Source organism: Dactylosporangium sucinum (assembly GCF_014647515.1).
GTDB lineage: Bacteria > Actinomycetota > Actinomycetes > Mycobacteriales > Micromonosporaceae > Dactylosporangium > Dactylosporangium sucinum.
The window spans coordinates 16020-37834 of sequence record NZ_BMPI01000035.1 but is presented as its reverse complement, the minus strand read 5'-3'; the positions used below and the strand labels follow the sequence as shown (position 1 = coordinate 37834).

At 70.1% G+C, this 21815-nt stretch carries 51 protein-coding genes; 40 read left to right on the top strand and 11 right to left on the bottom strand.

From position 1 onward, the window contains the following. Window position 1: 1 nt before the first annotated feature. Genes IEZ31_RS31330 through IEZ31_RS31320 form a run of 3 tightly spaced genes read right to left on the bottom strand, consistent with a single transcriptional unit; the run spans window position 2 to window position 1118 of the window. Complete coding sequence (locus IEZ31_RS31330) at window positions 2-310, bottom strand: hypothetical protein (RefSeq protein ID WP_190253633.1); 309 nt, start codon at window positions 308-310, stop codon at window positions 2-4. Beyond that, complete coding sequence (locus IEZ31_RS31325; protein ID WP_190253632.1) at window positions 307-837, bottom strand: hypothetical protein; 531 nt, start codon at window positions 835-837, stop codon at window positions 307-309. Before IEZ31_RS31325 ends, IEZ31_RS31330 begins: the two co-directional genes overlap by 4 nt. Next, window positions 834-1118, bottom strand: coding sequence for a hypothetical protein (locus IEZ31_RS31320; RefSeq protein WP_190253631.1), 285 nt, complete (start codon window positions 1116-1118; stop codon window positions 834-836). The genes IEZ31_RS31325 and IEZ31_RS31320 overlap by 4 nt, the downstream gene beginning before the upstream one ends. A 177-nt stretch (window positions 1119-1295) precedes the next feature. Between IEZ31_RS31320 and IEZ31_RS31315 the strand changes: the two genes are divergently transcribed. Further along, a complete protein-coding gene (locus IEZ31_RS31315) occupies window positions 1296-2048 on the top strand; it encodes a GntR family transcriptional regulator (RefSeq protein WP_190253630.1) in 753 nt (250 codons plus the stop codon). On the opposite strand, the gene IEZ31_RS31310 is transcribed toward IEZ31_RS31315, so the two are convergent. Next, window positions 2030-2287: a hypothetical protein gene (locus IEZ31_RS31310; RefSeq protein WP_229836011.1), complete on the bottom strand. Its 258-nt coding sequence runs from the start codon at window positions 2285-2287 to the stop codon at window positions 2030-2032. The genes IEZ31_RS31315 and IEZ31_RS31310 overlap by 19 nt on opposite strands. On the opposite strand from IEZ31_RS31310, the gene IEZ31_RS31305 reads away from it, so the two are divergent. Together IEZ31_RS31305 and IEZ31_RS31300 are read left to right on the top strand one after the other, a co-directional pair. Further along, the gene (locus IEZ31_RS31305) at window positions 2277-2633 is read left to right on the top strand and encodes a hypothetical protein (RefSeq protein ID WP_190253628.1); all 357 of its coding nucleotides are present in this window, start codon (window positions 2277-2279) and stop codon (window positions 2631-2633) included. The two genes, IEZ31_RS31310 and IEZ31_RS31305, sit on opposite strands and share 11 nt — an antisense overlap. Before the next feature lie 67 nt (window positions 2634-2700). Continuing rightward, window positions 2701-2931, top strand: a complete 231-nt coding sequence (locus IEZ31_RS31300) for a hypothetical protein (protein WP_190253627.1) — start codon at window positions 2701-2703, stop codon at window positions 2929-2931. A gap of 37 nt (window positions 2932-2968) precedes the next feature. Here IEZ31_RS31300 and IEZ31_RS31295 read toward each other — a convergent pair whose 3' ends face one another. The 3 genes from IEZ31_RS31295 to IEZ31_RS31285 all read right to left on the bottom strand — a co-directional run bounded on the left by IEZ31_RS31295 (window position 2969) and on the right by IEZ31_RS31285 (window position 5365). Next, entirely contained in the window at window positions 2969-3454 is a 486-nt protein-coding gene (locus tag IEZ31_RS31295) for a hypothetical protein (RefSeq protein ID WP_190253626.1), read from the bottom strand. Window positions 3455-3486: 32 nt separating this feature from the next. Next, on the bottom strand, window positions 3487-3825 hold the full coding sequence (locus IEZ31_RS31290; protein WP_190253625.1) for a PadR family transcriptional regulator: 339 nt from the start codon (window positions 3823-3825) through the stop codon (window positions 3487-3489). Window positions 3826-4369: 544 nt separating this feature from the next. Further along, window positions 4370-5365 (bottom strand): ATP-dependent DNA ligase, encoded by a 996-nt coding sequence (locus IEZ31_RS31285; RefSeq protein WP_229836010.1) that lies wholly within the window; start codon window positions 5363-5365, stop codon window positions 4370-4372. 118 nt (window positions 5366-5483) lie between these two features. On the opposite strand from IEZ31_RS31285, the gene IEZ31_RS31280 reads away from it, so the two are divergent. Genes IEZ31_RS31280 through IEZ31_RS31270 form a run of 3 tightly spaced genes read left to right on the top strand, consistent with a single transcriptional unit; the run spans window position 5484 to window position 6439 of the window. After that, the gene (locus IEZ31_RS31280) at window positions 5484-5762 is read left to right on the top strand and encodes a hypothetical protein (RefSeq protein WP_190253624.1); all 279 of its coding nucleotides are present in this window, start codon (window positions 5484-5486) and stop codon (window positions 5760-5762) included. Then, a complete protein-coding gene (locus IEZ31_RS31275; protein WP_190253623.1) occupies window positions 5755-6138 on the top strand; it encodes a hypothetical protein in 384 nt (127 codons plus the stop codon). The genes IEZ31_RS31280 and IEZ31_RS31275 overlap by 8 nt, the downstream gene beginning before the upstream one ends. Window position 6139: 1 nt before the next feature. Beyond that, the gene (locus IEZ31_RS31270; protein WP_190253622.1) at window positions 6140-6439 is read left to right on the top strand and encodes a hypothetical protein; all 300 of its coding nucleotides are present in this window, start codon (window positions 6140-6142) and stop codon (window positions 6437-6439) included. 174 nt (window positions 6440-6613) lie between these two features. Here the strand turns inward: IEZ31_RS31270 and IEZ31_RS31265 are convergent, their stop codons facing one another. Then, window positions 6614-7258 carry a DUF4352 domain-containing protein gene (locus IEZ31_RS31265; protein ID WP_190253621.1) on the bottom strand — a complete coding sequence of 215 codons (645 nt, stop codon included), beginning with the start codon at window positions 7256-7258 and terminating at the stop codon, window positions 6614-6616. 99 nt (window positions 7259-7357) lie between these two features. Continuing rightward, window positions 7358-7606 (bottom strand): hypothetical protein, encoded by a 249-nt coding sequence (locus IEZ31_RS31260; RefSeq protein ID WP_229836009.1) that lies wholly within the window; start codon window positions 7604-7606, stop codon window positions 7358-7360. Between the two features lie 112 nt (window positions 7607-7718). Between IEZ31_RS31260 and IEZ31_RS31255 the strand changes: the two genes are divergently transcribed. Continuing rightward, a complete protein-coding gene (locus tag IEZ31_RS31255) occupies window positions 7719-8135 on the top strand; it encodes a hypothetical protein (RefSeq protein ID WP_190253620.1) in 417 nt (138 codons plus the stop codon). Window positions 8136-8645: 510 nt separating this feature from the next. Here IEZ31_RS31255 and IEZ31_RS31250 read toward each other — a convergent pair. Further along, window positions 8646-9218 carry a hypothetical protein gene (locus IEZ31_RS31250; protein WP_190253619.1) on the bottom strand — a complete coding sequence of 191 codons (573 nt, stop codon included), beginning with the start codon at window positions 9216-9218 and terminating at the stop codon, window positions 8646-8648. Window positions 9219-9396: 178 nt separating this feature from the next. After that, window positions 9397-9915, bottom strand: coding sequence for a hypothetical protein (locus tag IEZ31_RS31245; protein ID WP_190253618.1), 519 nt, complete (start codon window positions 9913-9915; stop codon window positions 9397-9399). Window positions 9916-9993: 78 nt separating this feature from the next. On the opposite strand from IEZ31_RS31245, the gene IEZ31_RS31240 reads away from it, so the two are divergent. The 33 genes from IEZ31_RS31240 (at window position 9994) to IEZ31_RS31080 (ending at window position 21743) form a co-directional block, all read left to right on the top strand. Then, window positions 9994-10230: a helix-turn-helix domain-containing protein gene (locus tag IEZ31_RS31240; RefSeq protein ID WP_190253617.1), complete on the top strand. Its 237-nt coding sequence runs from the start codon at window positions 9994-9996 to the stop codon at window positions 10228-10230. A gap of 75 nt (window positions 10231-10305) precedes the next feature. Continuing rightward, window positions 10306-10491 (top strand): hypothetical protein, encoded by a 186-nt coding sequence (locus IEZ31_RS31235; RefSeq protein WP_190253616.1) that lies wholly within the window; start codon window positions 10306-10308, stop codon window positions 10489-10491. After that, a complete protein-coding gene (locus tag IEZ31_RS31230) occupies window positions 10491-10823 on the top strand; it encodes a hypothetical protein (protein ID WP_190253615.1) in 333 nt (110 codons plus the stop codon). The genes IEZ31_RS31235 and IEZ31_RS31230 overlap by 1 nt, the downstream gene beginning before the upstream one ends. Next, window positions 10820-11047: a hypothetical protein gene (locus tag IEZ31_RS31225; protein WP_190253614.1), complete on the top strand. Its 228-nt coding sequence runs from the start codon at window positions 10820-10822 to the stop codon at window positions 11045-11047. Before IEZ31_RS31230 ends, IEZ31_RS31225 begins: the two co-directional genes overlap by 4 nt. Then, window positions 11044-11268 (top strand): hypothetical protein, encoded by a 225-nt coding sequence (locus IEZ31_RS31220; RefSeq protein ID WP_190253613.1) that lies wholly within the window; start codon window positions 11044-11046, stop codon window positions 11266-11268. The genes IEZ31_RS31225 and IEZ31_RS31220 overlap by 4 nt, the downstream gene beginning before the upstream one ends. 109 nt (window positions 11269-11377) lie before the next feature. Further along, window positions 11378-13147, top strand: coding sequence for a hypothetical protein (locus tag IEZ31_RS31215; RefSeq protein ID WP_190253612.1), 1770 nt, complete (start codon window positions 11378-11380; stop codon window positions 13145-13147). Between the two features lie 388 nt (window positions 13148-13535). Then, the gene (locus IEZ31_RS31210) at window positions 13536-13841 is read left to right on the top strand and encodes a hypothetical protein (protein WP_190253611.1); all 306 of its coding nucleotides are present in this window, start codon (window positions 13536-13538) and stop codon (window positions 13839-13841) included. Beyond that, complete coding sequence (locus IEZ31_RS31205; RefSeq protein ID WP_190253610.1) at window positions 13838-14152, top strand: hypothetical protein; 315 nt, start codon at window positions 13838-13840, stop codon at window positions 14150-14152. The genes IEZ31_RS31210 and IEZ31_RS31205 overlap by 4 nt, the downstream gene beginning before the upstream one ends. Next, window positions 14152-14379 (top strand): hypothetical protein, encoded by a 228-nt coding sequence (locus IEZ31_RS31200; RefSeq protein ID WP_190253609.1) that lies wholly within the window; start codon window positions 14152-14154, stop codon window positions 14377-14379. The genes IEZ31_RS31205 and IEZ31_RS31200 overlap by 1 nt, the downstream gene beginning before the upstream one ends. Beyond that, complete coding sequence (locus tag IEZ31_RS31195; protein WP_190253608.1) at window positions 14379-14627, top strand: hypothetical protein; 249 nt, start codon at window positions 14379-14381, stop codon at window positions 14625-14627. Before IEZ31_RS31200 ends, IEZ31_RS31195 begins: the two co-directional genes overlap by 1 nt. After that, window positions 14617-14763, top strand: coding sequence for a hypothetical protein (locus IEZ31_RS31190; RefSeq protein ID WP_190253607.1), 147 nt, complete (start codon window positions 14617-14619; stop codon window positions 14761-14763). Before IEZ31_RS31195 ends, IEZ31_RS31190 begins: the two co-directional genes overlap by 11 nt. Continuing rightward, a complete protein-coding gene (locus IEZ31_RS31185; RefSeq protein WP_190253606.1) occupies window positions 14760-15203 on the top strand; it encodes a hypothetical protein in 444 nt (147 codons plus the stop codon). Before IEZ31_RS31190 ends, IEZ31_RS31185 begins: the two co-directional genes overlap by 4 nt. Beyond that, window positions 15200-15391, top strand: a complete 192-nt coding sequence (locus tag IEZ31_RS31180; RefSeq protein ID WP_190253605.1) for a hypothetical protein — start codon at window positions 15200-15202, stop codon at window positions 15389-15391. The genes IEZ31_RS31185 and IEZ31_RS31180 overlap by 4 nt, the downstream gene beginning before the upstream one ends. After that, window positions 15388-15678: a hypothetical protein gene (locus IEZ31_RS31175; protein ID WP_190253604.1), complete on the top strand. Its 291-nt coding sequence runs from the start codon at window positions 15388-15390 to the stop codon at window positions 15676-15678. The genes IEZ31_RS31180 and IEZ31_RS31175 overlap by 4 nt, the downstream gene beginning before the upstream one ends. Next, window positions 15675-15917, top strand: coding sequence for a hypothetical protein (locus tag IEZ31_RS31170; RefSeq protein WP_190253603.1), 243 nt, complete (start codon window positions 15675-15677; stop codon window positions 15915-15917). The genes IEZ31_RS31175 and IEZ31_RS31170 overlap by 4 nt, the downstream gene beginning before the upstream one ends. Continuing rightward, a complete protein-coding gene (locus IEZ31_RS31165) occupies window positions 15914-16117 on the top strand; it encodes a hypothetical protein (RefSeq protein ID WP_190253602.1) in 204 nt (67 codons plus the stop codon). Before IEZ31_RS31170 ends, IEZ31_RS31165 begins: the two co-directional genes overlap by 4 nt. Then, entirely contained in the window at window positions 16114-16488 is a 375-nt protein-coding gene (locus IEZ31_RS31160) for a hypothetical protein (protein WP_190253601.1), read from the top strand. The genes IEZ31_RS31165 and IEZ31_RS31160 overlap by 4 nt, the downstream gene beginning before the upstream one ends. Next, entirely contained in the window at window positions 16485-16784 is a 300-nt protein-coding gene (locus tag IEZ31_RS31155) for a hypothetical protein (RefSeq protein ID WP_190253600.1), read from the top strand. Before IEZ31_RS31160 ends, IEZ31_RS31155 begins: the two co-directional genes overlap by 4 nt. Before the next feature lie 2 nt (window positions 16785-16786). Then, window positions 16787-17245 (top strand): hypothetical protein, encoded by a 459-nt coding sequence (locus IEZ31_RS31150; protein WP_190253599.1) that lies wholly within the window; start codon window positions 16787-16789, stop codon window positions 17243-17245. 20 nt (window positions 17246-17265) lie between these two features. Next, the gene (locus IEZ31_RS31145; RefSeq protein ID WP_190253740.1) at window positions 17266-17691 is read left to right on the top strand and encodes an SAV_6107 family HEPN domain-containing protein; all 426 of its coding nucleotides are present in this window, start codon (window positions 17266-17268) and stop codon (window positions 17689-17691) included. Then, on the top strand, window positions 17688-18011 hold the full coding sequence (locus IEZ31_RS31140; protein ID WP_190253598.1) for a hypothetical protein: 324 nt from the start codon (window positions 17688-17690) through the stop codon (window positions 18009-18011). Before IEZ31_RS31145 ends, IEZ31_RS31140 begins: the two co-directional genes overlap by 4 nt. Beyond that, window positions 18008-18172: a hypothetical protein gene (locus IEZ31_RS31135; RefSeq protein WP_190253597.1), complete on the top strand. Its 165-nt coding sequence runs from the start codon at window positions 18008-18010 to the stop codon at window positions 18170-18172. The genes IEZ31_RS31140 and IEZ31_RS31135 overlap by 4 nt, the downstream gene beginning before the upstream one ends. Then, the gene (locus IEZ31_RS31130; protein ID WP_190253596.1) at window positions 18169-18444 is read left to right on the top strand and encodes a hypothetical protein; all 276 of its coding nucleotides are present in this window, start codon (window positions 18169-18171) and stop codon (window positions 18442-18444) included. Before IEZ31_RS31135 ends, IEZ31_RS31130 begins: the two co-directional genes overlap by 4 nt. 2 nt (window positions 18445-18446) lie before the next feature. Beyond that, a complete protein-coding gene (locus tag IEZ31_RS31125) occupies window positions 18447-19043 on the top strand; it encodes a hypothetical protein (RefSeq protein WP_190253595.1) in 597 nt (198 codons plus the stop codon). Beyond that, window positions 19040-19249: a hypothetical protein gene (locus tag IEZ31_RS31120; protein ID WP_190253594.1), complete on the top strand. Its 210-nt coding sequence runs from the start codon at window positions 19040-19042 to the stop codon at window positions 19247-19249. Before IEZ31_RS31125 ends, IEZ31_RS31120 begins: the two co-directional genes overlap by 4 nt. Continuing rightward, window positions 19246-19425: a hypothetical protein gene (locus tag IEZ31_RS31115; RefSeq protein WP_190253593.1), complete on the top strand. Its 180-nt coding sequence runs from the start codon at window positions 19246-19248 to the stop codon at window positions 19423-19425. The genes IEZ31_RS31120 and IEZ31_RS31115 overlap by 4 nt, the downstream gene beginning before the upstream one ends. Continuing rightward, entirely contained in the window at window positions 19422-19793 is a 372-nt protein-coding gene (locus IEZ31_RS31110) for a hypothetical protein (protein ID WP_190253592.1), read from the top strand. The genes IEZ31_RS31115 and IEZ31_RS31110 overlap by 4 nt, the downstream gene beginning before the upstream one ends. Then, window positions 19790-20008 carry a hypothetical protein gene (locus IEZ31_RS31105; protein WP_190253591.1) on the top strand — a complete coding sequence of 73 codons (219 nt, stop codon included), beginning with the start codon at window positions 19790-19792 and terminating at the stop codon, window positions 20006-20008. Before IEZ31_RS31110 ends, IEZ31_RS31105 begins: the two co-directional genes overlap by 4 nt. Further along, window positions 20005-20352 carry a hypothetical protein gene (locus IEZ31_RS31100; protein ID WP_190253590.1) on the top strand — a complete coding sequence of 116 codons (348 nt, stop codon included), beginning with the start codon at window positions 20005-20007 and terminating at the stop codon, window positions 20350-20352. Before IEZ31_RS31105 ends, IEZ31_RS31100 begins: the two co-directional genes overlap by 4 nt. Next, on the top strand, window positions 20349-20792 hold the full coding sequence (locus IEZ31_RS31095; RefSeq protein ID WP_190253589.1) for an HD domain-containing protein: 444 nt from the start codon (window positions 20349-20351) through the stop codon (window positions 20790-20792). Before IEZ31_RS31100 ends, IEZ31_RS31095 begins: the two co-directional genes overlap by 4 nt. Continuing rightward, complete coding sequence (locus tag IEZ31_RS31090) at window positions 20789-21112, top strand: hypothetical protein (RefSeq protein WP_190253588.1); 324 nt, start codon at window positions 20789-20791, stop codon at window positions 21110-21112. The genes IEZ31_RS31095 and IEZ31_RS31090 overlap by 4 nt, the downstream gene beginning before the upstream one ends. After that, entirely contained in the window at window positions 21109-21462 is a 354-nt protein-coding gene (locus IEZ31_RS31085) for a hypothetical protein (RefSeq protein ID WP_190253587.1), read from the top strand. The genes IEZ31_RS31090 and IEZ31_RS31085 overlap by 4 nt, the downstream gene beginning before the upstream one ends. Continuing rightward, window positions 21459-21743: a hypothetical protein gene (locus IEZ31_RS31080; RefSeq protein ID WP_190253586.1), complete on the top strand. Its 285-nt coding sequence runs from the start codon at window positions 21459-21461 to the stop codon at window positions 21741-21743. The genes IEZ31_RS31085 and IEZ31_RS31080 overlap by 4 nt, the downstream gene beginning before the upstream one ends. The last annotated feature ends 72 nt before the right edge of the window (window positions 21744-21815 follow it).

Here is a 21815-nt window from a genome sequence, read left to right as displayed (position 1 = left end):
CCTACTTGAAGAGGACGCCGACGATCGAATCGCCGAAGAAGAAGAGGGTGGTGGCGCCGGCGAGCATCGCCATGCCGATGATCGCGATCATCGAGGTGGTCATCGTCTGGGAGACGTTGCCCTTCGCGGCGCGGGCCATGGTGACGACGGCGAGGCCGCCGAGAATGATCGGCACGATGTAGGTGGCGATCCAGCCGACGATGCCGGAGGTGTTGACCTCGCCGGTGGGCTGCGGGGTCGTGGTGGGGTCGGGGGCGGCCAGGATCTGCACGTCAGTGAGCGCCTGGGCCGCGGCGAGCAGGCTGCTCATGCGCGGGCTCCGTTCTGAGAGAGGGGGGCCCGGGCGGAGCAGCTACGGGGGGAGGCGCCCCGCCCGGACATTTCGGCCCGGCCGCCGCCCACGGGGGCAGACGACGACCGGGGGCTGGTGGGGAGCGGCTGCCGGGCGACGGCGGCCGCGGCCCGGAGCGCGTCGCCGAGCTTCTCGGCGGCGTCCGGGTCGGTGGTGAACGCCGACACGGTGATGTCGACGACCGGCGGGTCGAGGTACCCGTGGTCGGGGTCTTCGATGGCGGCGACTTCGACGCGCACGTCGATGGGGCTGCCGTCGATGTCGCAGACAACGTCGGACCAGATGACGCCGCCGTGGTGGCGGGACGTGACGATCTCGCCGCCGTTGGCGAAGCGGAGCGTGTCGCCGCCGTAGCAGTCGTCGCCGCTGTTGCACCAGGTCGGGCACGTCCACCAGGCGGGTGCCGGCACTGTGATCGGCTCGACGATGGCCGGCCGGACCGTGACGGACCGCCGGGTGGCGAAGTCGATGACGGCGGCGGTCACGCTGCGACCCCGTCGGTAGCGCCGGACATTCCGGCGGTCTTGGACTTGGTTCGAAGCAAACGGTCGATGGCGCCGGGGGTCACGCCGAGCCGGGCGGCGATCCAGCCGCGGCGGCGCTCCTTGTTCCCGCGCAACTCGGCGACCGCAGCCCGGTAAAGGGCGGACTCGGCGGCACTGAGGGTGCCGCGGTCCTTAGCCAGTGCACGGAGCCGAACGGCTCGCTCAAGAGGGCTGGCGATTGAAGCCAGCACCTTGATGTCGTTCTCGCCCGTCTCGTGCACATCGCCTCCCTGGCGTCTGGGGTTGTCGAAACGATCACCCCTGTTGCATGAGACCAGTCTTGCGTATTTGTTCAGAACAATCAAGCTGTTCAGAACAAACGGATGGCCCGCGAACACTTCCCGAGCCGGATGTACGCTGCTGTCCGAGACGGTTCCCGCAGTTCAGAACATTGAGAGGTGTCTGTGACACCAGGACGGAGCGCGTCGTACCGGCGCATCGTCGACGACCTCCGCCGGATAATCGAGTCCGGCGAGCTCGGCGAGGGCAGCAAGCTGCCCGGCGTCCGCGAGATCGCTACCCGGTACGGCGTCCCAACAGGCACTGTCTCCCGAGCCATCGCCGAACTCGCGGCCGCTGGACTCGTCCAAGCCAAGCGCCGCGGCGGAACCTACGTTCGCCGCTTCGCCGCCATCCCCCGCAGCTCACCAGGACGTCTCGCCAAGGAACGCTGGCTCGGCGGCGAGACCATTCAGGACGCTGACACCAAGGACCGCAGACGCGAGCTCAACACCAGTACCGGCGAGACACCCGCCCCCGACTGGGTCGCAGCAGCCTTAGGCGTCGCGGCCGGCGAGCCCGTCGCCTTCCGCGACCGCCGGTATGCCGTTGACGAGCGGTTCGTGCAGCTGGCCACCAGCTACCTGCCGGTCGACATCGCGCGCGGCACGCAGATCATGCATACGGATACAGGGCCTGGCGGAACCTATGCCAGGCTCGCCGAAATCGGTCACCGACCGGTCCGGTTCACCGAGTATCTGCGGGCACGGATGCCGTCGCCGGAAGAGACGGATCGACTCGAGCTGCCGGTCGGCACGCCGGTTTTCGAGATCACCCGACACGCCTTCAACGAGGAGGGACGCTGCGTCGAGATCAACCGGATGATCCTCGATGGCATGGCGTACCTGCTGGACTACTCATTCCCGGCCTGAACGTTCCGCAGCTTGGTGTGGATGTAGGCGGCGGTCTCGGCGTCGTAGGTTTCGGAGACAACATGCTTCACCGCCATGACGGATTCGCGCGGCATTTCGCTGGCTTCGACGGCGCGAACGAATCGGACGACAGCGTCGGCGGCCTGGAGTTGCTGGACGCGTGGGCGGCTTCGTTGGCCGAGGTTGTATCCGGCCGCAGCCCCGATGGCGACTCCGAGGAGTACCAGCATGAGCTCCATGGTCACCTTCCGGGGTCGAGGGGTCTCGTGCGGCGATCGTAGCTGGGTTGCCGCCTGGCGTGTCGCCACCAGCCTGGTGCAGGATCCCGGGATGGCCGACCATCCCGCTGTCACCGCCGCCCGGACCGCCCACACTCGCGGCGACGTCGTCTTCCAGCACGTCCTGACGCTCAGCCCGCACGTGGGTGTCCAGCCGGCGGGGCGGTCGCTGCCGAACGCCGCCGACGACGTGAACCCGGTCCTGAATGCTGTTGCGGCGGCCGGCTGGGATCTGGTTACGGCGTCGGTGTTCAACCACGCTGGCAGCACGGCGATCGGTATGGCCTATGTGTGGCGTCGCCGCTGACCGAACCACACCGCTGTAGTTCGCGCGAAGCCCTTGACCTGCGCAAACTCCGAGCGATCATGGCTTGGTGGTGACCGTGCTGCACGCCGGCGGGTGGCGGGTCGAGTCGTGCTGGCTCGACCTTGATGGCTGCGGTGAGCGCGCCTGGAACCGGGCCACGGACCGCCATGGCGTGGTCCGCTGGCTGACGACCGCCCAGTTACAGGAGGCGCTGCACCGCGACGGGCTCGACGTCGGCGACCTAGTCCTCGAACATCCAGCCCGGCCGGTCGGTGGCCGCGGCGACGAGTGCGAATAGAACCCGCTCGCCGCTCGGCGACCGCCCGCATTCACCGTCAATCGGGCAGCGAATCGAACGCATCGACGTGGAGCTGCAACAGCTCGATACGACGTTGAAGATCCGACCGAGTCCTCGGATCAGTGGACTCGGCGAACTCCGACCTTGCACGGTCGAGCGCCAGTCGCATGTCGTGCTCCCAGATGATGGTCTTGCCAGGAAATAGATCCGAGACGCGGATCGATACCACTACTTCCCGCTTCCGGCCCGCTTCATAGTCGCCAGCAATGGACCGTGCTGCGAAGAACAGGCTGATCGCGAAGTCCACGCCCCGGTAGAAGCGAGTGATCGGGAGCCCCTCGGTGCGGTGGATGATCGCCCATAGCTCGGGCATCCACTCCTCGTCGTAGGCAACCTGACGCAGGTCCTCGGGAAGCCTCCTGCGCGCGGCGCGGAGGATCGCGAAGGGAAGGTGTCCGAGTCGGGTGGAGATCTCCTGCGCGATCACCACCTTCAACGTCTCGTAGACCACGAACGTCGCCACGAGGGCGACAAAACCGACCACTAGCTCAGTGATCACGCCATACCGCCTGCGGGCCTCAGCGTTCCGGGCAGCTCGCCAACGCCGAGGGCCGCATGCAACTCGGCAAGCGCCTGGCGAGCCTGAACGGCTCCGTCATTGGTGAGGGTGTAGTAGCGGCGGGCGGGCCGGCCCGCCTCGGACTCGTCAACTGTTTCACGATGGCCGTCGATCCATCCTGCGGCGTCGAGCCGGGCGATGATGGGATACAGCGCACCGGACTTGAGGCCGGTGGCGCGCATGAGTGCGTAGCCGTAGTGCTCGCCGGTGGGGTCGTTGACCAGCGCCCGGAGGACGCGGGCAACGTTGGTCGTGATCAGAAACGGTGGAGACATGTAAACATCTTACATAGGGTCGGCCACAGGGCAGGCCGCTACCCGTCGACACTCCACCTGAGCCACCCAAACATCGGTGACCGTGATCCTCGGAACAGCCCGCGCGCCACGCCGCGTCCGCGGCGACGATCGCGAACGACGCTACCGTTCGTGCCCGTGGAAAAGTCCCTCGCGACGATTTGATGCTCCCTTGTAGGGTCCGTCGCTGCAGCAACAAAGCGGCCCTCGGGGGTGGCCTCCCCCGAACCCGGGCCGCTTCGCGCTGCGCGCTTATCCGGTCCCACGAAGGAAGGGAAGTGACACGCGAGTGACGACGGTACCGTCGAGGGAGTCACGGCGCAGCCGAAATAGGGGTCGCGGTCTGGAGCCGCTACCACTGGGGTGGCTGGTGATCGGCGGGTTCTCCGCGCTCATCGGCTGGCTCACATACCTGGAGACTCACTCCGCGAGCGCAGCGCTCGCTGCTGGCCTAGCGGCCGCAGGTGTGCTGTACACGCTGCTGCGCCGACGCCGGTAGCAGCTGCACAGACGAGGGCCGTCGGGGTCAGAACCCGGCGGCCCTGGTCACGTCGTACGGCGACAGGTCGGCGCGCACCCTGACGAACGTGGGTCGATGCCGCCACCTGCCGGCCTCTTCGTCGAAGGCAGCATCGACGAGCACCTCAACGACCACCGTCGGCTGGACGGGCACGTAGTTGAGGGGCCGCCGCTCCCCCAGCTGCCCGGACCAGGCGGCGGGGAGCGGGATCGGCCACGGGTGTGGGATGGCGGCGCCGCGGCGTTGGGCGACGTACCGGACGAGGGCCTGGCCGAGCTCGGCGCGGTGGGCGGCGGGGATGGGGTTGGTGATGCCGACGTAGCGGAGCCGGCCGCCGGCGTCGTACCGGCCGAGGAGCAGCGAGCCGGGTGCGGATGGGGTGCCGGTGACGCCGCCGACGATCGCCTCTGTGGTGTTCCGGGTTTTGACCTTGACCCAGGCGCGGCCGCCGGGCACGTATCGTCCGGCTGGGTCCTTGCAGACGACGCCTTCGACGCCGGTGTGCTGCCAGTCCCGCATCCAGGTGCGGGCCTCGGCCGGGTCGAGGGTTTGCGGGCACAGCTGCAGGTTGGGTGGCGCCCCGGTCAGGAGGAACTCGAGCCGGGCGCGGCGCTCGACGAGCGGCAGCCCGGTCAGGTCGGCGACGGCGTCGTGGAGTGCGTCGAAGACGACGTAGTGCGCGGGCTTGGCTGTTGTCTCGGCGAGGAGCCAGCGGCCGGCGACGATCCGTTTCTGCAGGGCGACGAAGTTGGTCCGCTCCCTGACCGGGTCCCAGACGATGAGCTCGCCGTCGAGGACGACGCCGGGTGCCAGGGTGCGAAGTAGGCGTGTGATGTCGGGGAAGTACGGCGTCAGGATCTTGAGGTGCCGCGACTGGAGCACAACCCGGCCGGGCTGGATGAAGGCGAGGCAGCGCCAGCCGTCCCACTTCGGCTCGTAGACCATCCCGGCGGGCAGGTCTCCGGCTGGGATGGCGTGCATCGGCTCGACAGGTGGCCGCATCGTGCACCCCCGTGAGCAGCGGTAACAGTGATCACGCTACTCGTGTGCTCGGTGTCGCGGCCGCAAGTCGATGTCGGCAAGGCTGTCACCTGCGGGTATACGAAGGTATACTTGCCGCGTGGGATACGAGTGGATGCCCGGCCTCATGGCGATCCTCCGCGACGTCGAACCACACGAGATCCAGCAGGCACTCGCCAACCCACACCGCTGGCCACGGCACGCAACCGGCCCGCACGGCATCCCGTACCTCGCCGTCTGGGCCCGCACCAACAACGGCCGGCCGGTCATCGTCGTCGTCCGCCACCTCGGCGGACACGACGCGATGATCGTCGCCGCCCGCGGCATGACCCCCGCCGATATCGCCCTATTCGAGCAGTGGGAGCAAGACCATGAGTGACGACGACCGCAACATCGACTACGACCAGATCGCGAAAGATCAGGAGTTCGCCCGTGCCTTCGCCGCCGGCGAGACTCAGCTGACCTACGACGACACCGCGCCCATCCCGGAACTGCCGCCGGCCGGCGCCCCGGTCATGGTCGTCCGCCCGATCCGGCTGCCGTTCGACGCCGACCAGGCCATCCAGGACATCGCCGCGCGGCGCGGCATGAGCGTATCGGCGCTGCTGCGCGACTGGATACTCGCCGACCTTGAGGCGGACCAGGTGATATCGCAGGAAGATCCGGCAGTGGTCCTCCGTGGTCTACAGGCAGGCCTGGGGCGCGTCATCGACAATCTCACCGCACAGCAGCGGCAGCACCGCAACGCCGCCTGACGTGACGCATGACGTGGCCGACCCATACGAGCTCGCCCGCCGGATCAAGGACACCGCCGACGAACTGGCCCAGGTGCTCGCTACCGACGTCCGGATCGACCCGGCGCGGGTGATCGTGCCGTTGATGGTGGCGCTGGCGTTTCTGCGCGCGGGCACCGACGAACTCGCGCTGGCCTCGATGAGCGTCGACGAGGAGGCTGCGGCCGCCGCCCGGCGTGCTGGCCAGGCTCTACAGGAGGCTCAGGAAGAATTGGGGATCGTGTTGACGCGGCTGCCACAGGACGAGGCTGGCGGCGTCTAGCGTCCGTCGAGGAGTTTGGCGACCCGCATCGCGGCGTGCGCTTCCGGGCCGCCGCCCTGCTCTTCGGCGTGGTCTTCCATCTCGGCCTGCTGTTCGGCGTCGCCACCCGACGGAGGATGCGAAGCCGACGGGATCGGCCAGTTCGTCGGTCGCCCACCCGAGCACGGCACGCCGCTACGACGTCGCCCAGTCCACCACGGTCCCGTCGGTCCACTGGAACTCGACCATCGTCGCCCGCTTCCCGGCTGGCGCAACGAACGTGATCCAGCCCCGCACACACCGGCCGGACGGAACAGCCCGATCAGCCATCGGAAAGCCCGGCTCGTCGAACTGGCCATATCCGGTATTCGACGGCTCTGCCATCGTGCCATCCGCGTAGACGAGCAGCCATGGCGTGTCATTCACGATCGGCGTTTCACCCGTCGCCGCTGTCGGGCACACCTGCGCATCGATCGATGCCCACTCGGTGCCAGGCGAAGGTGGTTTCGGCGCCGACTTCGCGGTCGGCTGACGGTAGGCGAACACGGTGACCTTCACTTGATCGCTGCCGGCAACGACCGTCTTCGAGGTGCCGAACTTCAGCGGGACAGCCGAAACCGTCGCGGCGGCACCGGCGGGCGGATTGGCAACCGCACCCTCGGCGCAGTTGCCATTGGGAAGCCGCCCGTTTGGGCAGAACGTCGGTGTCGGCATTGCTGATGGTGCCGAATTGGTCGGCGCCATGCCAGTTCCCGGCGCTGCAGTGTTGGCTGCCCCACCGTCGCCGCAGCCGGCGAGGGCGAGGATGGTGGCGACGACCACGAGTCGGGGGCTGGTCATCCACGGGATGATGCTCGTCTTGATCCCGGAACGGATCGGGTTGCCGGGTCGGGTGAACGCACGACCGGCCCGCACGTGGCGGGCCGGAAGGCGGGTGGGCTACCGCTCGTCGAGGATCTTGCGTATCTCGAACGGTGGCTCCGGCCACGGCTGGCCGTTCGATTCCCACCGAACACCGTTGTCGCCCGGGTAAGGCTCACGGTGGTCATGGCCATGGAAGAAGATGGTGCGCGGGATGCCCTCAGGGAAGGCCGCGCACGTCGAGGTGCGAACGTGGCATGGCGACTCGATCCACGACCGGTAGTGGCGGCAGGCCCAGCACTGCGAATCGCCGACCAAAGAGCTCATGTGCGCTCCAACGCCGTTATCCGGTGAGTCGCGATCAACAGGCCGGAGGCAAGGCTACGCCGCCCGCCAGCGTGCCCGGTCCTCGCCCGGCTTCCGCGTGCACCGCATCTTCGTGCCCTTGCTCGTGTACCCGATCGCACCCTCCGGCGAGCAGAACGCCCCCGGCGTCACGATCGGCCCACCGCCACCGCCCGGCGCGGTTGTCTTCGGGGCCGGCGGCTTCGGCGCGGTCGTGGTCTTCTTCGGCACGGCGGTCGTCGTCTTCGCCCCGCCGGGGGCGGTGACGCCGGGTGCGCCGCCGGCGCCGGCATCGACCGAGGCGGCCGCGGCAACCGACGACGATGGAGACGGCGACGGGCTCGGCGATGCTGACGGCGACGCTTGGGCCGCCTGCACACCGCTGTTCGCCGGGGTATCCGCCGGGCCGCACCCGGCCAGGGCGAGCAGCGTAGCGGCGGCGATGGTGAGCAGGCGTGTCCGGGTCATCGTGGCATGGTCCACCCGCCGGGTGCCGGAACGGATCGGCTGAGCGGGCCGGGGTGCACGTCGATCGCAGACAACGCGCTGCCCGCCGGGTTCATGTGCCCGAAACGGGGTCGTCCGTTCGGTCACACTCGACGACGCCAGGGTTTGTACATGCACATGCGGGTAGCCAAATCCGGCCGGGCCGGGCTGCACCGCCCGCCCCGGTGCCCGTGGTGGCCCAACGAGGTGCCGCCACAGCCGGCGGCAGAGTGTTCGGGCCGTTCAGACCCGCCCGCCGGCGCCCAACCCGGAACGGGCGGGTCTGAACGGCCCGGATCCGCGCTCGGGTCGGCGTGGCACAGGTGACTCCCGCCGGGACCACCGCCTCCCGCAGCACGGCCGTGGCCACGCCGACCCGTCGGCCACTTCCTTTCGGGCCGCCTCGACTGACGGCAACACCTCACCGGTCGGCGCCCCGACGGCTCGACCCCCACCTCGGCCGGCGAGGCGTACCGCGCCGCCGGCTGAGTGCGCCCCGCCGGGCGTTCCGCGTCGACGAGGCGCACTCGGGTGACTACATGCTCTGGCGGAACGCGTGCATCGAGCGGTAGTGGTACCCCAGCCAGGGCGTGGCCGCGTCGATGCGGGGTCGGCGCTCGTCGTGTTCGACGGTCGCCACCGCGTAGCCGGCCCAGGCGTTGCCGAGCGCGGCGAGCTCGTCGAGGCCGGGCAGGTCACGGTGGCCGAATCGGCCGCCGAAGTCCTCGACCATCACCTTGTGGAACGCCTCGGCGCCGAGCCCGTCGAGACCCCACACGGCCAGCAGCCGCAGCACGTCGCCCCAGCTCGCCAGGTATGCGTCGTCCGGTGCGGCGAAGCACCCCGGCGCCGCGCGCAGCGCCGCCCGCAGCGGCTCGGTCACCGCCTCCTCCGGCACCGCGTAGAGGGTGCTGGCGAACTGGTAGTCGTGGGTGTGCACGACCAGGACGTGCGGGCGGTCGTCCGGCGCGGCCCGGTCCTTGCCGGTCACCTTCACGCCGATCGCGTCGAGGACATCGCGGAGGTACCGCCGGGACTTTGCGCCGTCGGTGAACTCGGCCGGCAGCAAGAGGGAAACGGCTTCGTGCCGTTCGAACATGTCGGTCATCCGCGGCATAGTAGGACGCGTCCGCCACGCGGAGCGGGCCTGACCGTTAGCCACAGCGTCCGCCGGGCCCCGATTCAGAGAAAGTCGCCCGGCCAGTAAAACGCCCCGGGTGCGGCCGGGTCGCAGGCGAAGGTAACCGGGCGATCTTCGAGCTGGAAGGTCGGGCGGCTGGTGGCGGTTACCGCCTCGCCGTCTCGTCGCGCCGCTCCCCCGTACCCAGTTCTTCCCGTTGCCGCCGGTTGTGCTCGGCGACCGTCGCCTGGAACATCTCGAACGTCTCGTCGCCCCGCAACTCCTCCGCAGCCGGCGGCGGCTTCTCGACCAGGTCGAGGATGTTCGAGATCGCCGCGGACACGGTCGCCCGGGTCTGCGGGTCCAGCGGACCATCCGGGTCGAGCAGACGCTGGACGCGCTCACGGGTGCGGGACAGCAGGAACGAGCTCGGGTCCAGCTCCGTTGACGGCTGTGCCACGGCCTGCTCGTCGAGGATGGCCCGGGCGGTGCCGGGTTCCCACTGCAGGGCCCGTTCGAGGCGGCCGAGTGTGGAGTCGTCGAAGTTCTCCCGGCGGTGTTTCTCCAGGTCGCTGAGTGTTTTTGCCGGGAAGCCGGTGTCGTCCTGGAACTGCTGCCGGCTGGTGTAGCCGAGGTGGGACCGCCGGCTGATGACGGCCTGGCCGAGGCGTGCCCAGTTGTTCATTCGGTCATCCTCCACGTTCGTGGCCGGATTTGGCCACTGCGGCTTGCCTGTAGCTAAATTCGGCGTAGAATGGCGTACATGGCCACGAGACCACGATCGCTCCTCGTCATCGACGGAGCCAGGGTTCGCGAAATGCGCGACCGCGCCGGGCTCTCACTGACGGCGTTCGCCCGCGACCTCGAGACCGACGTATCGCACCTGAGCCGCATCGAACGCGGCACCGGCCAGCCCGGCGTGGCACTGCGGAACCGCATCGCAGCCCGGCTCGGCGTCTCCCTCGACGAGATCACCCAGCCCCGCCAGACCGTCGCCTGACCCCACACACGACAAAGGCCCAGCGGCGTCGGAAGCGCCTGATGCTGGGCCGTTAGCCGGGAGAGGACCCCGACCATGTCGCACGCACAGCCTAGCAAGATCGGCGCCACGCGCACCATCACCACCGACGCCCGCGCCCGCCGCGAGGACCGCCGCCGGCGCCTCATCCGCCGCGACGCCGCCTACGCCAACCACCTCCGCGACGCCCTCGCCGAGGCCAAGAGCCTGCGGCACTTCCGGCGCATCCTGGCCGGTGCCTGATGCACGGCAACCTCGACATGGCCCAGGTCATGTTCGGTGAGAACGCCCGCCACGTCCCAGCCTGGCTCTACGTCCAGCACCAGGGCGACGACATGGTGAGCTTCGTCGGTGCGAGCCGCGTCGCAGGCCACCACCCGCTGCGGTACGGCAGCGACCGCACGCACCAGTTCATCCTCGGCGAGATCATCGTCCGTCCGCACCTGATCGTCTCGACCGACGCCCTGCGCGGGTACGGCCTGAGCGGGCTGGCCACCAGCGATCACAACCCCAGCGAGATGTTGGCCGCTGGCGAGATCCTGCTCGGCCGCTGGCCATCGGGCGGTGCCTGGTGAGCGCCGCCGACATCGTCACCGCGGCCTCGCAGATCGTCGACCCGCGCGCCGGGATGAAGCCGTTCCCCGGCACGTTCGACGAGGCCATCGACGCGATGGTCGCCTACGCCGGACTCCGCTGGGACCAGGCGCGGCTGACCGAGGCGCTGCGGAACTCCGACCCGGACCGGGTCGCCGAGGTGTGCGCCGGGGCGCTGCTCCGGCTGGCGGGTGCGGTCCGATGAGCGCCCAGGCCACCCTGTGCCGCTCCCGTAGCCAATTCGGCGCCTGCGGTCTCGACGCGGACCACGACGGGGACATGCACGCCGTCCCGATCGGGGACGATGTCTGGTTCGGCTACCGCAGCAGCCGTGGTCGCGAGGCGACCCGCGTCGGCTACGGCAGGTTCGCCGAGGACGGCTTCCGCCTGCTCCTCACCGAGCAGGTCGACTCCCCCACCACCTGACGGACCCCTCATCCGCCGACCCGGAAGGGGTCCAAGCAGTGCACACCACAATGCCGGCCGCCCGTAGCGGCACGTCCCTGCGGGCGGCCGGCCGACGGGGGACGGCGCCGTGACGACCGTGGAAGAGCCACCTGTCGAGTCCAACAAGGCTCGCGAGGCCCGCGAACGCCACGAACGGTTCCTCGCCAAACAGGCCGACAAGGAGCGCGCCGCCCAGCGGCGGGCCGAACAGCTCGCACTGCTCGCCCGCGCCGACGAGCAGAACCCCCGGCGGAACCGGCCCCACATCCTGCTCCGCACCAACCCAGAACAGATCGAGGCGGTGACCGACGCAATGAACCTTGGCATCCTGCCCGACATCTACGTCGCCGCCGGCCAGCCTGTCGTCGTCGAGGCGCCCTCGGGAACCGTCGTGGATGACGATGCGCCGAGCAGGGTCTTCACCATCATCAGCCCGAACCGGCTTCGGCGGCTTCTCGCAACCCACACGTTCACGTACCAGCGGGTGGCCAGAAACGTGGAGGGTGAACGGGTCATCGTCGATGAGGAGACGTCCCCGGCACTGGAGATCTGCAAGGACGTCCTCGCGACGCAGGAGTGGCCGAAGCTCCCACCGCTGTACGGCATCGTCACGGCGCCGTTCTTCCGCCCCGACGGTGTGCTGGTCCAGACACCTGGCTACGACGAGGTGGCCGGCCTCATCTACGAGCCGCTGCTGCAACTTCCGCCGATCCCGGACCGGCCGAATGAGAACCAGATCAAGATCGCGAAGGAGTTCATTCTCGGCGATCTCCTCGGTGACTTCCCGTGGGTCGACCGGGCCAGCAAAAGCAACTACGTTGCGATGCTGTTCGCCCCGTTGGTGCGCACCTACCTCGGTGGCGCCCTGGTGCCGATGGGCGCGATCGACGCGAAGTCGCAGGCCACCGGCAAGACCCTGCTCTGCATGATCGTCACGAAGATCTACAGCGGGTTCACGAGGGCGTGGATTGACGACGAGCCCGAGCTGCGCAAGGCGATCACGTCGATCCTGCTCGACAAGGGCGGTGCCGCCGTCGTGCTCGACAACGTCCCGAAGGGAACACCGGTCGACTCGGCGACGCTCGCCGCGATGCTGACCATGAGGACCTGGTCCGACCGGGAGTTGGGCAGCAACAGCGCCGGCTCCGCCGTCCGCGCGCCGAACGACCGCACCTGGTTCGTGACGGGCAACAACCTGTCCATCGTCGGGGACAACAAGTCCCGATCGCTGCTGTCGCAGCTCGACGCGAAGATGCCCGAGCCGGAGCTCCGCCCGACGTCGCAGTTCAAGCTCGGCGACCTGGAGGAATGGCTCCAGAAGGCAGACAACCGCGCTCGGGTGCTCTACCACCTGCTCGTGCTGATGCGGGCCTGGATCGTCGCTGGGGCGAACCGGATCGAGACGCCGATGCGGACGTTCACGCCCTGGGCGTCGGCGACCGCCGGCCTGCTCGACTTCATCGGCCTGCGGGACTTTGCGAAGAACGCGAAGCACATGGCGGCGAACGACCCCGAGGAGAACATGTGGGCTGCGTTCTACGCCTCGTGGTGGCGTCTGTTCGGTGGCGAACGGGTGTCGGCTTCCAAGTTGGTCGACTCGGCGACGCCTGACGACTACACGCACGCGACGACCCACGACTGGGGCGAGACGTTCCTGCGTACGAAGACGGGCCGTATGCCGGTCGCGTCCGGGTTGGGCCGGATGCTGCCGCCGGAGGTCGGGTCGTGGCATGGCGAGTTTCAGCTGCAGGGCGAGCAGGACAGCCACTCGAAGGTCTGGTCGTTCTGGCTGGTGCAGCGAGCCGAGGAGAGTGCCGAGGAGCCCGCTGCGGGGGCTGCGGGGGATAGCGGTGGCTGAGTTGGTGCTATCCCCCGCAGGTTCGCGCTATCCACCGCAACCTTGGATCTCCGTGCGGTGGCTGGAAATCCCGGATCGTGAGACCCACCGCAAGGACCGCGCCGGAACATCCCAGGTCAACCCAGGTGAACAATCGACGTTCGACGTTCTTGCGGTGGATAGAAAGATCTTGAGGCCTTCGCGGGTACGCGCTGCAAGTTTTACCCCCTCCCACAAAGCGCCACATTGCCATACCAAACCGGACGTATGGGGGGTGGGAAAAAACTCGGATCCCCATCAAGGCCGGGAAAAGTGCCACCGCACCCACCGCAGCCACCGCAAGAGCGACGGCCGTCGATTCCTCGCCGCCGTTCTGACCCCAACCCACGACCACCGCAAGGAGCCCGCCATGCCCAGACCGAAGCCCATCCCCGCCAACGTCGTCGACGCGTGGAGCGTCCTGCCCGACCGGCGCTGCCCCTGCCAGGCGAACTGCGGCCGCAACGTCAAGGTCGTCTGCGAGGACGGCTGGAACGACATCGGCGACTGGCTGCCGCCGCACGTCGCCGAAGCGCCGCTCGACCCCGACCTGCTGGTGCAGGTGCTCATCTACTGGGTGCTGCCCGACGGCGCGTCGCAGGCCGAGTTCAACCGCGAGTACGACCGGCTGGAGGCCGAGGTCGACGCGATCTTCCGCGAGTGGGTGGCAGCGTGACCGCGCGGAAGCCGGGCCTGTCCCGCCGCCAGCATGTCGAGCTAGGCGAGAAGCTGCAGGCCACCCGTGACGAGGTGCTGCGCGCGGTGACGCTGCTGTCGAACGTGTACCCGGTGGCGTCGAGGCAGGTGCGCGCCGCCGAGACGACGCTGCGGAAGTTCGACGAGCTGCGGTCGGCGCTCGATGACGTGTCGGCGCGGGAGCTGCCGGGCGACTTGTGGTCGCCGACGATCTACTACGGCGCGAACCGTGAGCAGCGGGCGGCGTGGCTGGCCGCGAACCCGCTCGACGACGAGCCGGGCGGTGCCTGATGGCCGAGGTCAAGACGGGCTTCGGCCGGCGCAACACGAACTGCTCAACCTGTGGTGATGAGCGCGGCGGCCCGTTCGGCCACGAGACGTCCGAGTGCCAGTGGTTCCCCGGCATGTCGGTGTTTCTGCTGACGCGGATGCCGCACATGGCCGGACGCGAGGCCGAGATCTGGGAGACCTACGTCGACCGTTACCTGGACTCGCAGTTCGAGCAGGGCGGCGCCTGATGGCCAACGTCGACGACATGTGGGAGGCGGCCCGTCAGCTCGGCGAGGCCATCGCCCAGCAGCGCGCGGCTGAGCGGCAGGCGAAGAAGGACGCCCGGAACGCCCGCCGCCGCGCCGCGTACGCCCGCCGGCCGAAGGTGGTCGAGCCGGTGTCGACGGCGGAGGAGGACTGGGAGCCGTTCTGCCGCTGCCACGTCGTGGCGCCGTGCAGCTTCTGCGAGTCCGGGGGTGGCGTCGATGACGACTGACCTCGGGGCCGCCGACCCGAACGACACCTACTGCGTCTGCCCGGACTGCCTGCGCTGCGGCTGCGGCGTCTGGGAACGCCACCACACCAACCTGGGCGACATCACGCCCGTGACGAACCCGAAGGAGACCCGATGACCACGATCACCGATGCCGCGACCTGCGGCGACACCATGACGTCCGCGATCGGCGTGCACGTCTGCACCAGACCGCAGCACGCCGACGACCGTCACGGCGACGGCGACGGCACGTTCTGGCGGGAGCGTCCTGCCGCCGGCCCGCTGGACGGGATGCCGTTCCTGCTGTGGTCGAACCGCTGGAACGCCTGGTGGGGGCCGAACGCCGCAGGCTACACCGGCGACGTATGGCAGGCGGGCCGCTACGACCGGGCCCGCGCGATCGCGGAGGCCCGGTGCGACGACTTCGAAACCCCGCCGCCGATCGTGGCGGTGTTGGCCCCGGAGGCGGGTGTCGACTCGTTCACGCCGGCCGAGCTGGCCGGGGTGGGTGAGCCGATGCGGCGCCGGGTCGCGGAGGCGACGGCCGCGGTGGTGGCGGCGCGGGCCGGTGCCCGATGACCACGACCACGTGCGCCCGCTGCACCAAGCCGTCCGCCGGCGTCTGCTGCTCGTCGCACGGCAAGCAGCTGTGCCATCTCGACTACCGCCGCACCCACTTCGTGGAGGTGTGCGTGGCCGGCTGCCGCGACTGCGTGGCGGAGGGCCTGCCCCTGCGGCTGAGCGAGTACCAGGCGGTGGCGCGGTGAGCGACCTGGCGGACCTGCACGCGGCGCTCGACTCGGCCGGGTCGACGATGGCGCTCAGCTCGCAGGACTGGGGTGCTACACCCGACTTCGCGTGGCTGTACGGCATCCTCGTCGGCTGGGATGGCGACCCGTCGGGTGGTGACGTCGATCAGGGCGGCGGCGCGATGCGGGAGCTGGCGGCCCGGCACGACTGGACGGACGCGGATGTGGAGCGGCTGCGCCGGTTGCACGCGGCGGTGGCCGGGTTCGACATCAACCGTGTCGCCGACCTGGAGGCCGGTCGGTGAGCGCCGCGATCTTCGCGCGGCAGGTGCTGGACGCCATCGCCGACCCGTGGGGTCTCCGCCGCGCCGAGACGGAGCAGATCCGCGCCGCCGAGCGGGAGCGGATCGCCGCCTACCTCGACCGGGCCGCCGCCAGCCAGCGCAAGACCGGCCTGCTCGGCGACGAGGTGTCCGCGAACGCGCTGGCCGAGGCCGCCGAGTGGTGCCGGGAGCCGAGCATCTGGACGGAGACGGACCGGTGAGGCCGCTGCGCTGCGGTACGGGTGTGCCGCTCGACCAACTGCCCGAGGGTGACCGGCGGGCGGTTGAGGACTTCGCCCGGTTCCTCTCCGGTGAGCTCGCCCTGGCCGCCGACGGGCAGACGTACGTCGACGCGGGCGACCCGCGGGCTGTGCACGTCGCGCCGCGGCCCGGGCCTGCACCTGAGGAGGGTGAGCGATGAGCGACGTCGAGTTCCCGGCTGAGGTGCAGGCGGCGGCGGTTGAGGCTGCTGTACAGGCGTTGGCCCCGTACGCGACGGACCCGCACGGCGACGTCCTGCTGAACGCCGACCGGGCCGCGGCGAAGGCTGTGATGGCGGCGCTGCCGGTCCTGGCGGCCGAGCTGCGGTTCGCCCGCCAGCTGTCCGCGGAGGTCGACGCCGACGCCCACCGGCACCGCGCCATCCTCCGCCGGCTGATGGCGGCCCACGGCCTGGAGGACCCGACGTGGGCGGGCCTGTCCGAGCGGGAGAAGGCGGTGCTGCGGGCCGCCGACGAGCAGATGCTGGCCGGGTCGCCGCGGCGGCTGCCGACCGGGATGGACACCGCATGACCACCGCCGACCTCGCCGGCTACGGCTACGCGATCCTCGACAACCTCGGCGAGCCCGGCTGGGACCTGCGGATCCGCACCGGCCAGACCGTCCACCACGTCCAGTTCGGCCTCCGGGACCTTGCCGACGACGAGTCGCCGCGGGACCGCGCCGCCCGCGAGATCGGCGCCCTCGGCTGGAAAGTGGCCGGCGACGGTTCCTGGTGGGTGAGCGCCTGGGACGGGCCCGGAGCCTCCACAACCACGGCGGGCATCGTCCCGGCCGACACCAACCCCAACCCCGAGAACAGGAGCTGACCATGACCGAGCCGACCCGACCCACCGACGACGAACTCGACGCGCTCGTCCGTGCCCACCTGGCGTTGCACCCTCTCGTCGATGCATACGACGTGCTCGACGCGATCCGCGCCGGCGGCTGGCAGGTGCAGCCGTTCCAGGCTGCCGCCGCCTGCGAGAAGGTCCGGCCGATCCCGACGCTGGCCACCGTCACCGACGCGGTCGAGTTCATGACCGTCCTGCGGGAGCGGTACGACGGCGTGGCCGTGTTCTGGGACCGCGGCTGGGGTGACAACGGCGAACGCGCCGACATCACGGTGATCGTCGAGATCGGCGGGTCGAGTGACGGGAACGTGCCGTTCGCTCGGCTGACGGACGGCGTGTACCGGGACCTGGTCGCCGACGGGCTGGTCGCCGGGGATAGCTACGGCGGGTACAAGGCGCGCCGCTACCACGAATTCCTGCCGACGGTGATCGTGTGAGCGACCGTCTCCCGGCTGTGGTGCCTGCGGCCCGTGTGCAGCTTCCCGTGCCCGCGCATGCCCTGCCCGCTCGGTCGCCGCGTGAGCTTCTCGCCCTGGCCCGGCACGGGCTGGAGGAGGCGGCAGCGATCGAGAGCCCGGGCATGCGGTACGCGACCGCGCACCTGGCGGCGCTGCGGGCGGCGGCCGCGGTCCTGTCGGCCCGAGCAATCCCGACGGGCGCCCGCCGGGCCCGGGTCACCTCGGTGTGGACATTGCTCGTCGTCGTCGCGCCCGAGCTGACCGAGTGGGCGGCGTTCTTCGCCGCAGGCGCCTCCAAGCGGGCCGCGGCCGAGGCCGGCATCCCCCGCGTCGTCAGCCTGCAGGACGCCGACGACCTGCTGCGCACGGCCGGGCAGTTCGTTGACGTGGTCGAGGTGGCGCTCGGGCTCGGCGGTGCCCGGTGAGCGTCGCCTACCTTGTCGTCACCCAGCGGCTGTGGCGCAACGAGACCGGCGACGGCGTCTCCTACGGCTGGGACGGTGCCGTCCACCCCAGCCGGCCGATCGCCGTCCTGCACGGCCTGGAGACGCTGGAGACGGATGACTTCAACATCGCGACCGTCGTCGGTGCCCGGATCGTCGCGTTCGGCTATGACCTGGTCGATTTTGGACCGGACACCGACGACGCCCCGCACGGCGGGCACGATCTCGACGACATCGCAAGCCAGATCGGCTGGCCGCCGCCGGAGGTCCGCCGGCGGCTCGCCGAGGAGGCCGCCGGATGACCGCCGACGAGTTCGACCGCCTGCTCGCCTACTACGAGGACGCGTGTTCGGCGCTGTACGTGGAGCAGACGGCGTCCGCCCAGGAACGCTGGGAGGAGCTGCACGAGCAGATCCAGGCCGAGGTTGCCCGGCTGCGGGTCAAGGCCGGCGAGGCGTCGTGACTGCGCTCGGCGGCGACCCGTTCCAGCTGCGGCAGGTGCAGATGCTGGACGGCTCGCTGTACCTGCACGCCGGCGACGTGGTCGCGTGCCTGCGGGCACAGGCGGTCCGGTACGGGGAACTCGCTGACAGCGGCAGCGTCGGCGCGTCGGAGCGCCTCATCTACCGGACCGCGTCGCAGACGCTCGCCCGGTATGCCGACCAGCTCGACGTGGCCGCGATCGGCTGCGTCACCACCAACAATGACCTGATCAACCAGCCCCGGAAGGATTGACCATGAAGAAGATCCCGACCATCTTCCTGCGCGACTTCGCTGCGCCGAGCAATGGCCGCTACGTCACCCGCGAGCCGAACCCGTCGTGTGACTGGGTGTTCGCCGGTGAGGGCGTACCGACCCGCAAGTACGACGGCACGTGCGTCATGTTCGATGGCGAGCAGTGGTGGGCGCGGCGCGAGGTGAAGCCGGGCAAGCAGCCGCCGGCGGGCTTCGTCGAGGTCCAGGTCGACGACACCACCGGCAAGACGGTCGGCTGGGAACCGATCGATCAGTCGGCGTTCGCGAAGTTCCACGCGGAGGCGGTCGCCTACCAGAACGGCACCGGCATCAGCGGCTGGCCTGTCGGTACCTACGAGCTGGTCGGCCCGAAGGTCAACGGCAACCCCGAGCGGGCCGAGCGGCACCAACTGTGGGCGCACTCGGCGGCCGAGGTGCTTGACCACGGCGGCGACGGCAGGACGTTCGATGACATCCGCGCGCAGGTGCTAGCCGCTGCGAAGTTCGGCGGCGTTGAGGGCTTCGTCTATCACCACCCGGATGGCCGCATGGCGAAGATCAAGGCACGTGACTTCGAGCCGGCCGAGGTGCCGGCGTGACGCCCGAGACTATGCCGTGCGGGAAGCCGATCGTGACGAGCCTGGTCGAGCAGGCCGGCGGCAACTACGGCCTGATCACCTTGCCGGCCGTCGTCGACTCGTCCGGCCGCGAAGTGTCCGGCGCCGCGGTGTGGTGCCTCGACCACGACGGCTGGCACGACGTGACCGCCGACCAGCTGGAGGCGTACCGGGCGGTGACCGGATGACCTCCCACGCGTGGCAGCCGTCCGTCCGGGCGGGCACGCCGGTCCTGCGCTGCCGGAACACCGGCTGCAAAGTCGTGTGGTGGCCGGGCCGGAACGAACCCAAATCGGCGTGCAAGGGCGCGCCCGTCGACCCGGCCGAGACCGTCCGGGCGCTGATCGTCGGGGGTGCGGTGTGAGCGTCGACGTCGACCGGCTCCCGCCCACCCAGTACCTGATCCTCGAGATCCTGGCCGCCCGCTACCGGCTCGGCGAACACACCTGGTCGTTCCCGTCCCGGCTCGGCGCCGCCGGCGAGGCCCTGGCCGCGCTGGGGCTGATCGTGTGGACGTCGCACCCGGCGCCGGACGCCCGGCGGGCGTGGCTCACCGACGCCGGGAAGGCCGCGATGCTCACCGGCGACTACCAGCCGCCCGACGTCGTCCGGCAGCGCGACAAGGCGCAGGACCAGCTGGCTCGGATCGTCCGGGCTGGTGAGCGGTGGGGTGGACCCCACAACGACGAGATCATCCGCATCCTGACCGACCGAGACGAGGAGCACCTGTGAACGTCGACGACTTGGCCCCGCCCGTCGAGGTCCTGCACACGGTCGCCGCGGACCGGGCCCGCCGGTGGCGGTACACCGAGACCCTCGACCACGACGACCTGGCCCGGTACATCCGGGAGCAGGCCGACGACCCCAACCTGCGCGCCGACGTCGAGGCGGTGTGGCGGTACGCCGCGTTCCACTTCACCGGTCGGGCCGGCGGGAGGCCCCTGTGAACACCCTCGACATGGATGCCCTGACCAACCGGCAGCGCGAGGTGCTCGGCGCGATCGCCTGCGGCGACGACCAGCACCATCACCGGAAGGTCCTCAAGGCCCTCGCCGACCTGGGGCTGATCGTTGAGCACCGGGTCCGACTGGCTGACGGCCTGCCGGTCGAGATCTCCCGGTGGGAGGTGCCGCTCGACGTGCACATCCAGTGGGCCGAGTGGTGCGCAGCCCAGCCTGACGACGTTGAAGAGGTCGACGCGCCCTGCTGCACGCCGGCGGACGCGACGCACACCCTGCCGAACGGGCACAGCGTGTTCTGCCGGAACGAGATGACGAAGGAGCGATCATGACACGTACCGTTGCTGACGCTCGCGAGCTCGCCTACGCGGCGCACCGCGGTCAGGTCGACAAGGCCGGCCGCCCCTACTTCGAGCACGTCGCCGAGGTCGCCCGCCGTCTCGAGGAGCACGGCGACGAGGCGGTGATGGCCGGCTACCTGCATGACATCGTTGAGGACACCGACATCACCCTCGGCCAGTTGCGCACGATGGGCTTCCCCGAGCAGGTCGTGGAGGCGGTGGACGCGGTGACGTGGCGGGACGGCGAGGACTATATGGACCTCATCGCCCGGGCCGCCGCCCACCCGCTCGGCCGGCTCGTGAAGCTGCAGGACAATCTCACGAACAGCGACGAAGCCCGGCTCGCGCTCCTCGACGACGCGACCGCGGACCGGTTGCGGCGGAAGTACGCCCGGGCCCGCGAGGCGCTGCTGGCCGGGGAGGCGCCGTGACCGTCATGCCCCGCGCGGACCGGGTGCGCGCCGAGATCGACCGGGTGGAGTCGCTGGCGAACGTCGCGGTCGAGGTGTTCCTGAACGGCGAACCGACCGGCATGGAGGGTCTGCACCCGCATGTCGCGTACTACCTGCACAACCTCGCCCCGGGTCGGCTGTTCCGGCTGATTGCCGCGCATCGCGTGGTGCTGAACCGGCATCGGGTCGAAGACTCGCCAGCGCGCGGCGAGCATCGAGTGTGCGCATGCTGTCGCGCCCTGTGGCCGTGCCCGGATGTGTCTGGTGTTGCCGAGTTCTGGTTGTGGGGCGAGTCGTGATCCTCAACCTGACCCCTCACCCGATGCACGTCTACCCGCCGGACTGCCCGGACCGCATCGAGCGGGACATCATCAAACCCGCCTGGATCCTCCCGGCCTGCGTTCGACCGCCGCGTCTCGGCGAAACGGAGCTGGGCCCGAAGCGGGTGGTAGACGGCGTGCCGGTCGTGGATATCGTGTTTGGTCTCGGCGAGGGCCTGCCGCCGGCGCAACCCGGAGTGTTCCTCGTCGTGTCGCGGCCGGTGGCGATGGTGAACCGGGACCGGTCGGATCTGCTTGTGCCGCACGAGGTGGTTCGGGACCTGGACGGGTCGACGCTCGGCTGCCGGGCGTTCGCGAGGCCGACGTGACCCCGGAGCAGGCAGGCGCCGTCTTCGACGTCCTCGTCCGGCACGCCGGCGCGGCCGAGCATCAGCGGGATGAGTTCGTCTACCACCTGAGGCACGGCTGCGAAGAGTTCCGCTTCATGGGCTCGCTCGGGTTCGGCGGGAAGCTGTACGTGGAGCCGGGCCGGTGGCGGGTCGGCTGCTACCCGGAGGATCTGACGCCGGAGCGGGCCGCGGTCATCGAGCGGGTGAACGCGGTGCTGGACGGGGCGCGGGCTGTGTTCGCGGCGTTGGAGGCGGCGTGACCTGGCGGCTGTTCCGGCGCTGCGAGGAGTGCGGGTCGCGGTGGTGCCTGATCGGGTGGGCGGGAAAGGAGC

Bases quoted from the DNA above. Each gene is read 5' to 3' on its own strand.
- IEZ31_RS31330 (WP_190253633.1), bottom strand. From the start codon at position 310: ATGAGCAGCCTGCTCGCCGCGGCCCAGGCGCTCACTGACGTGCAGATC.
- IEZ31_RS31305 (WP_190253628.1), top strand. From the start codon at position 2,277: ATGAGCTCCATGGTCACCTTCCGGGGTCGAGGGGTCTCGTGCGGCGAT.
- IEZ31_RS31310 (WP_229836011.1), bottom strand. From the start codon at position 2,287: ATGGAGCTCATGCTGGTACTCCTCGGAGTCGCCATCGGGGCTGCGGCC.
- IEZ31_RS31290 (WP_190253625.1), bottom strand. From the start codon at position 3,825: ATGTCTCCACCGTTTCTGATCACGACCAACGTTGCCCGCGTCCTCCGG.
- IEZ31_RS31285 (WP_229836010.1), bottom strand. From the start codon at position 5,365: ATGCGGCCACCTGTCGAGCCGATGCACGCCATCCCAGCCGGAGACCTG.
- IEZ31_RS31275 (WP_190253623.1), top strand. From the start codon at position 5,755: ATGAGTGACGACGACCGCAACATCGACTACGACCAGATCGCGAAAGAT.
- IEZ31_RS31265 (WP_190253621.1), bottom strand. From the start codon at position 7,258: ATGACCAGCCCCCGACTCGTGGTCGTCGCCACCATCCTCGCCCTCGCC.
- IEZ31_RS31260 (WP_229836009.1), bottom strand. From the start codon at position 7,606: ATGAGCTCTTTGGTCGGCGATTCGCAGTGCTGGGCCTGCCGCCACTAC.
- IEZ31_RS31250 (WP_190253619.1), bottom strand. From the start codon at position 9,218: ATGACCGACATGTTCGAACGGCACGAAGCCGTTTCCCTCTTGCTGCCG.
- IEZ31_RS31245 (WP_190253618.1), bottom strand. From the start codon at position 9,915: ATGAACAACTGGGCACGCCTCGGCCAGGCCGTCATCAGCCGGCGGTCC.
- IEZ31_RS31240 (WP_190253617.1), top strand. From the start codon at position 9,994: ATGGCCACGAGACCACGATCGCTCCTCGTCATCGACGGAGCCAGGGTT.
- IEZ31_RS31235 (WP_190253616.1), top strand. From the start codon at position 10,306: ATGTCGCACGCACAGCCTAGCAAGATCGGCGCCACGCGCACCATCACC.
- IEZ31_RS31230 (WP_190253615.1), top strand. From the start codon at position 10,491: ATGCACGGCAACCTCGACATGGCCCAGGTCATGTTCGGTGAGAACGCC.
- IEZ31_RS31220 (WP_190253613.1), top strand. From the start codon at position 11,044: ATGAGCGCCCAGGCCACCCTGTGCCGCTCCCGTAGCCAATTCGGCGCC.
- IEZ31_RS31210 (WP_190253611.1), top strand. From the start codon at position 13,536: ATGCCCAGACCGAAGCCCATCCCCGCCAACGTCGTCGACGCGTGGAGC.
- IEZ31_RS31200 (WP_190253609.1), top strand. From the start codon at position 14,152: ATGGCCGAGGTCAAGACGGGCTTCGGCCGGCGCAACACGAACTGCTCA.
- IEZ31_RS31195 (WP_190253608.1), top strand. From the start codon at position 14,379: ATGGCCAACGTCGACGACATGTGGGAGGCGGCCCGTCAGCTCGGCGAG.
- IEZ31_RS31190 (WP_190253607.1), top strand. From the start codon at position 14,617: ATGACGACTGACCTCGGGGCCGCCGACCCGAACGACACCTACTGCGTC.
- IEZ31_RS31185 (WP_190253606.1), top strand. From the start codon at position 14,760: ATGACCACGATCACCGATGCCGCGACCTGCGGCGACACCATGACGTCC.
- IEZ31_RS31180 (WP_190253605.1), top strand. From the start codon at position 15,200: ATGACCACGACCACGTGCGCCCGCTGCACCAAGCCGTCCGCCGGCGTC.
- IEZ31_RS31160 (WP_190253601.1), top strand. From the start codon at position 16,114: ATGAGCGACGTCGAGTTCCCGGCTGAGGTGCAGGCGGCGGCGGTTGAG.
- IEZ31_RS31155 (WP_190253600.1), top strand. From the start codon at position 16,485: ATGACCACCGCCGACCTCGCCGGCTACGGCTACGCGATCCTCGACAAC.
- IEZ31_RS31150 (WP_190253599.1), top strand. From the start codon at position 16,787: ATGACCGAGCCGACCCGACCCACCGACGACGAACTCGACGCGCTCGTC.
- IEZ31_RS31135 (WP_190253597.1), top strand. From the start codon at position 18,008: ATGACCGCCGACGAGTTCGACCGCCTGCTCGCCTACTACGAGGACGCG.
- IEZ31_RS31125 (WP_190253595.1), top strand. From the start codon at position 18,447: ATGAAGAAGATCCCGACCATCTTCCTGCGCGACTTCGCTGCGCCGAGC.
- IEZ31_RS31115 (WP_190253593.1), top strand. From the start codon at position 19,246: ATGACCTCCCACGCGTGGCAGCCGTCCGTCCGGGCGGGCACGCCGGTC.
- IEZ31_RS31095 (WP_190253589.1), top strand. From the start codon at position 20,349: ATGACACGTACCGTTGCTGACGCTCGCGAGCTCGCCTACGCGGCGCAC.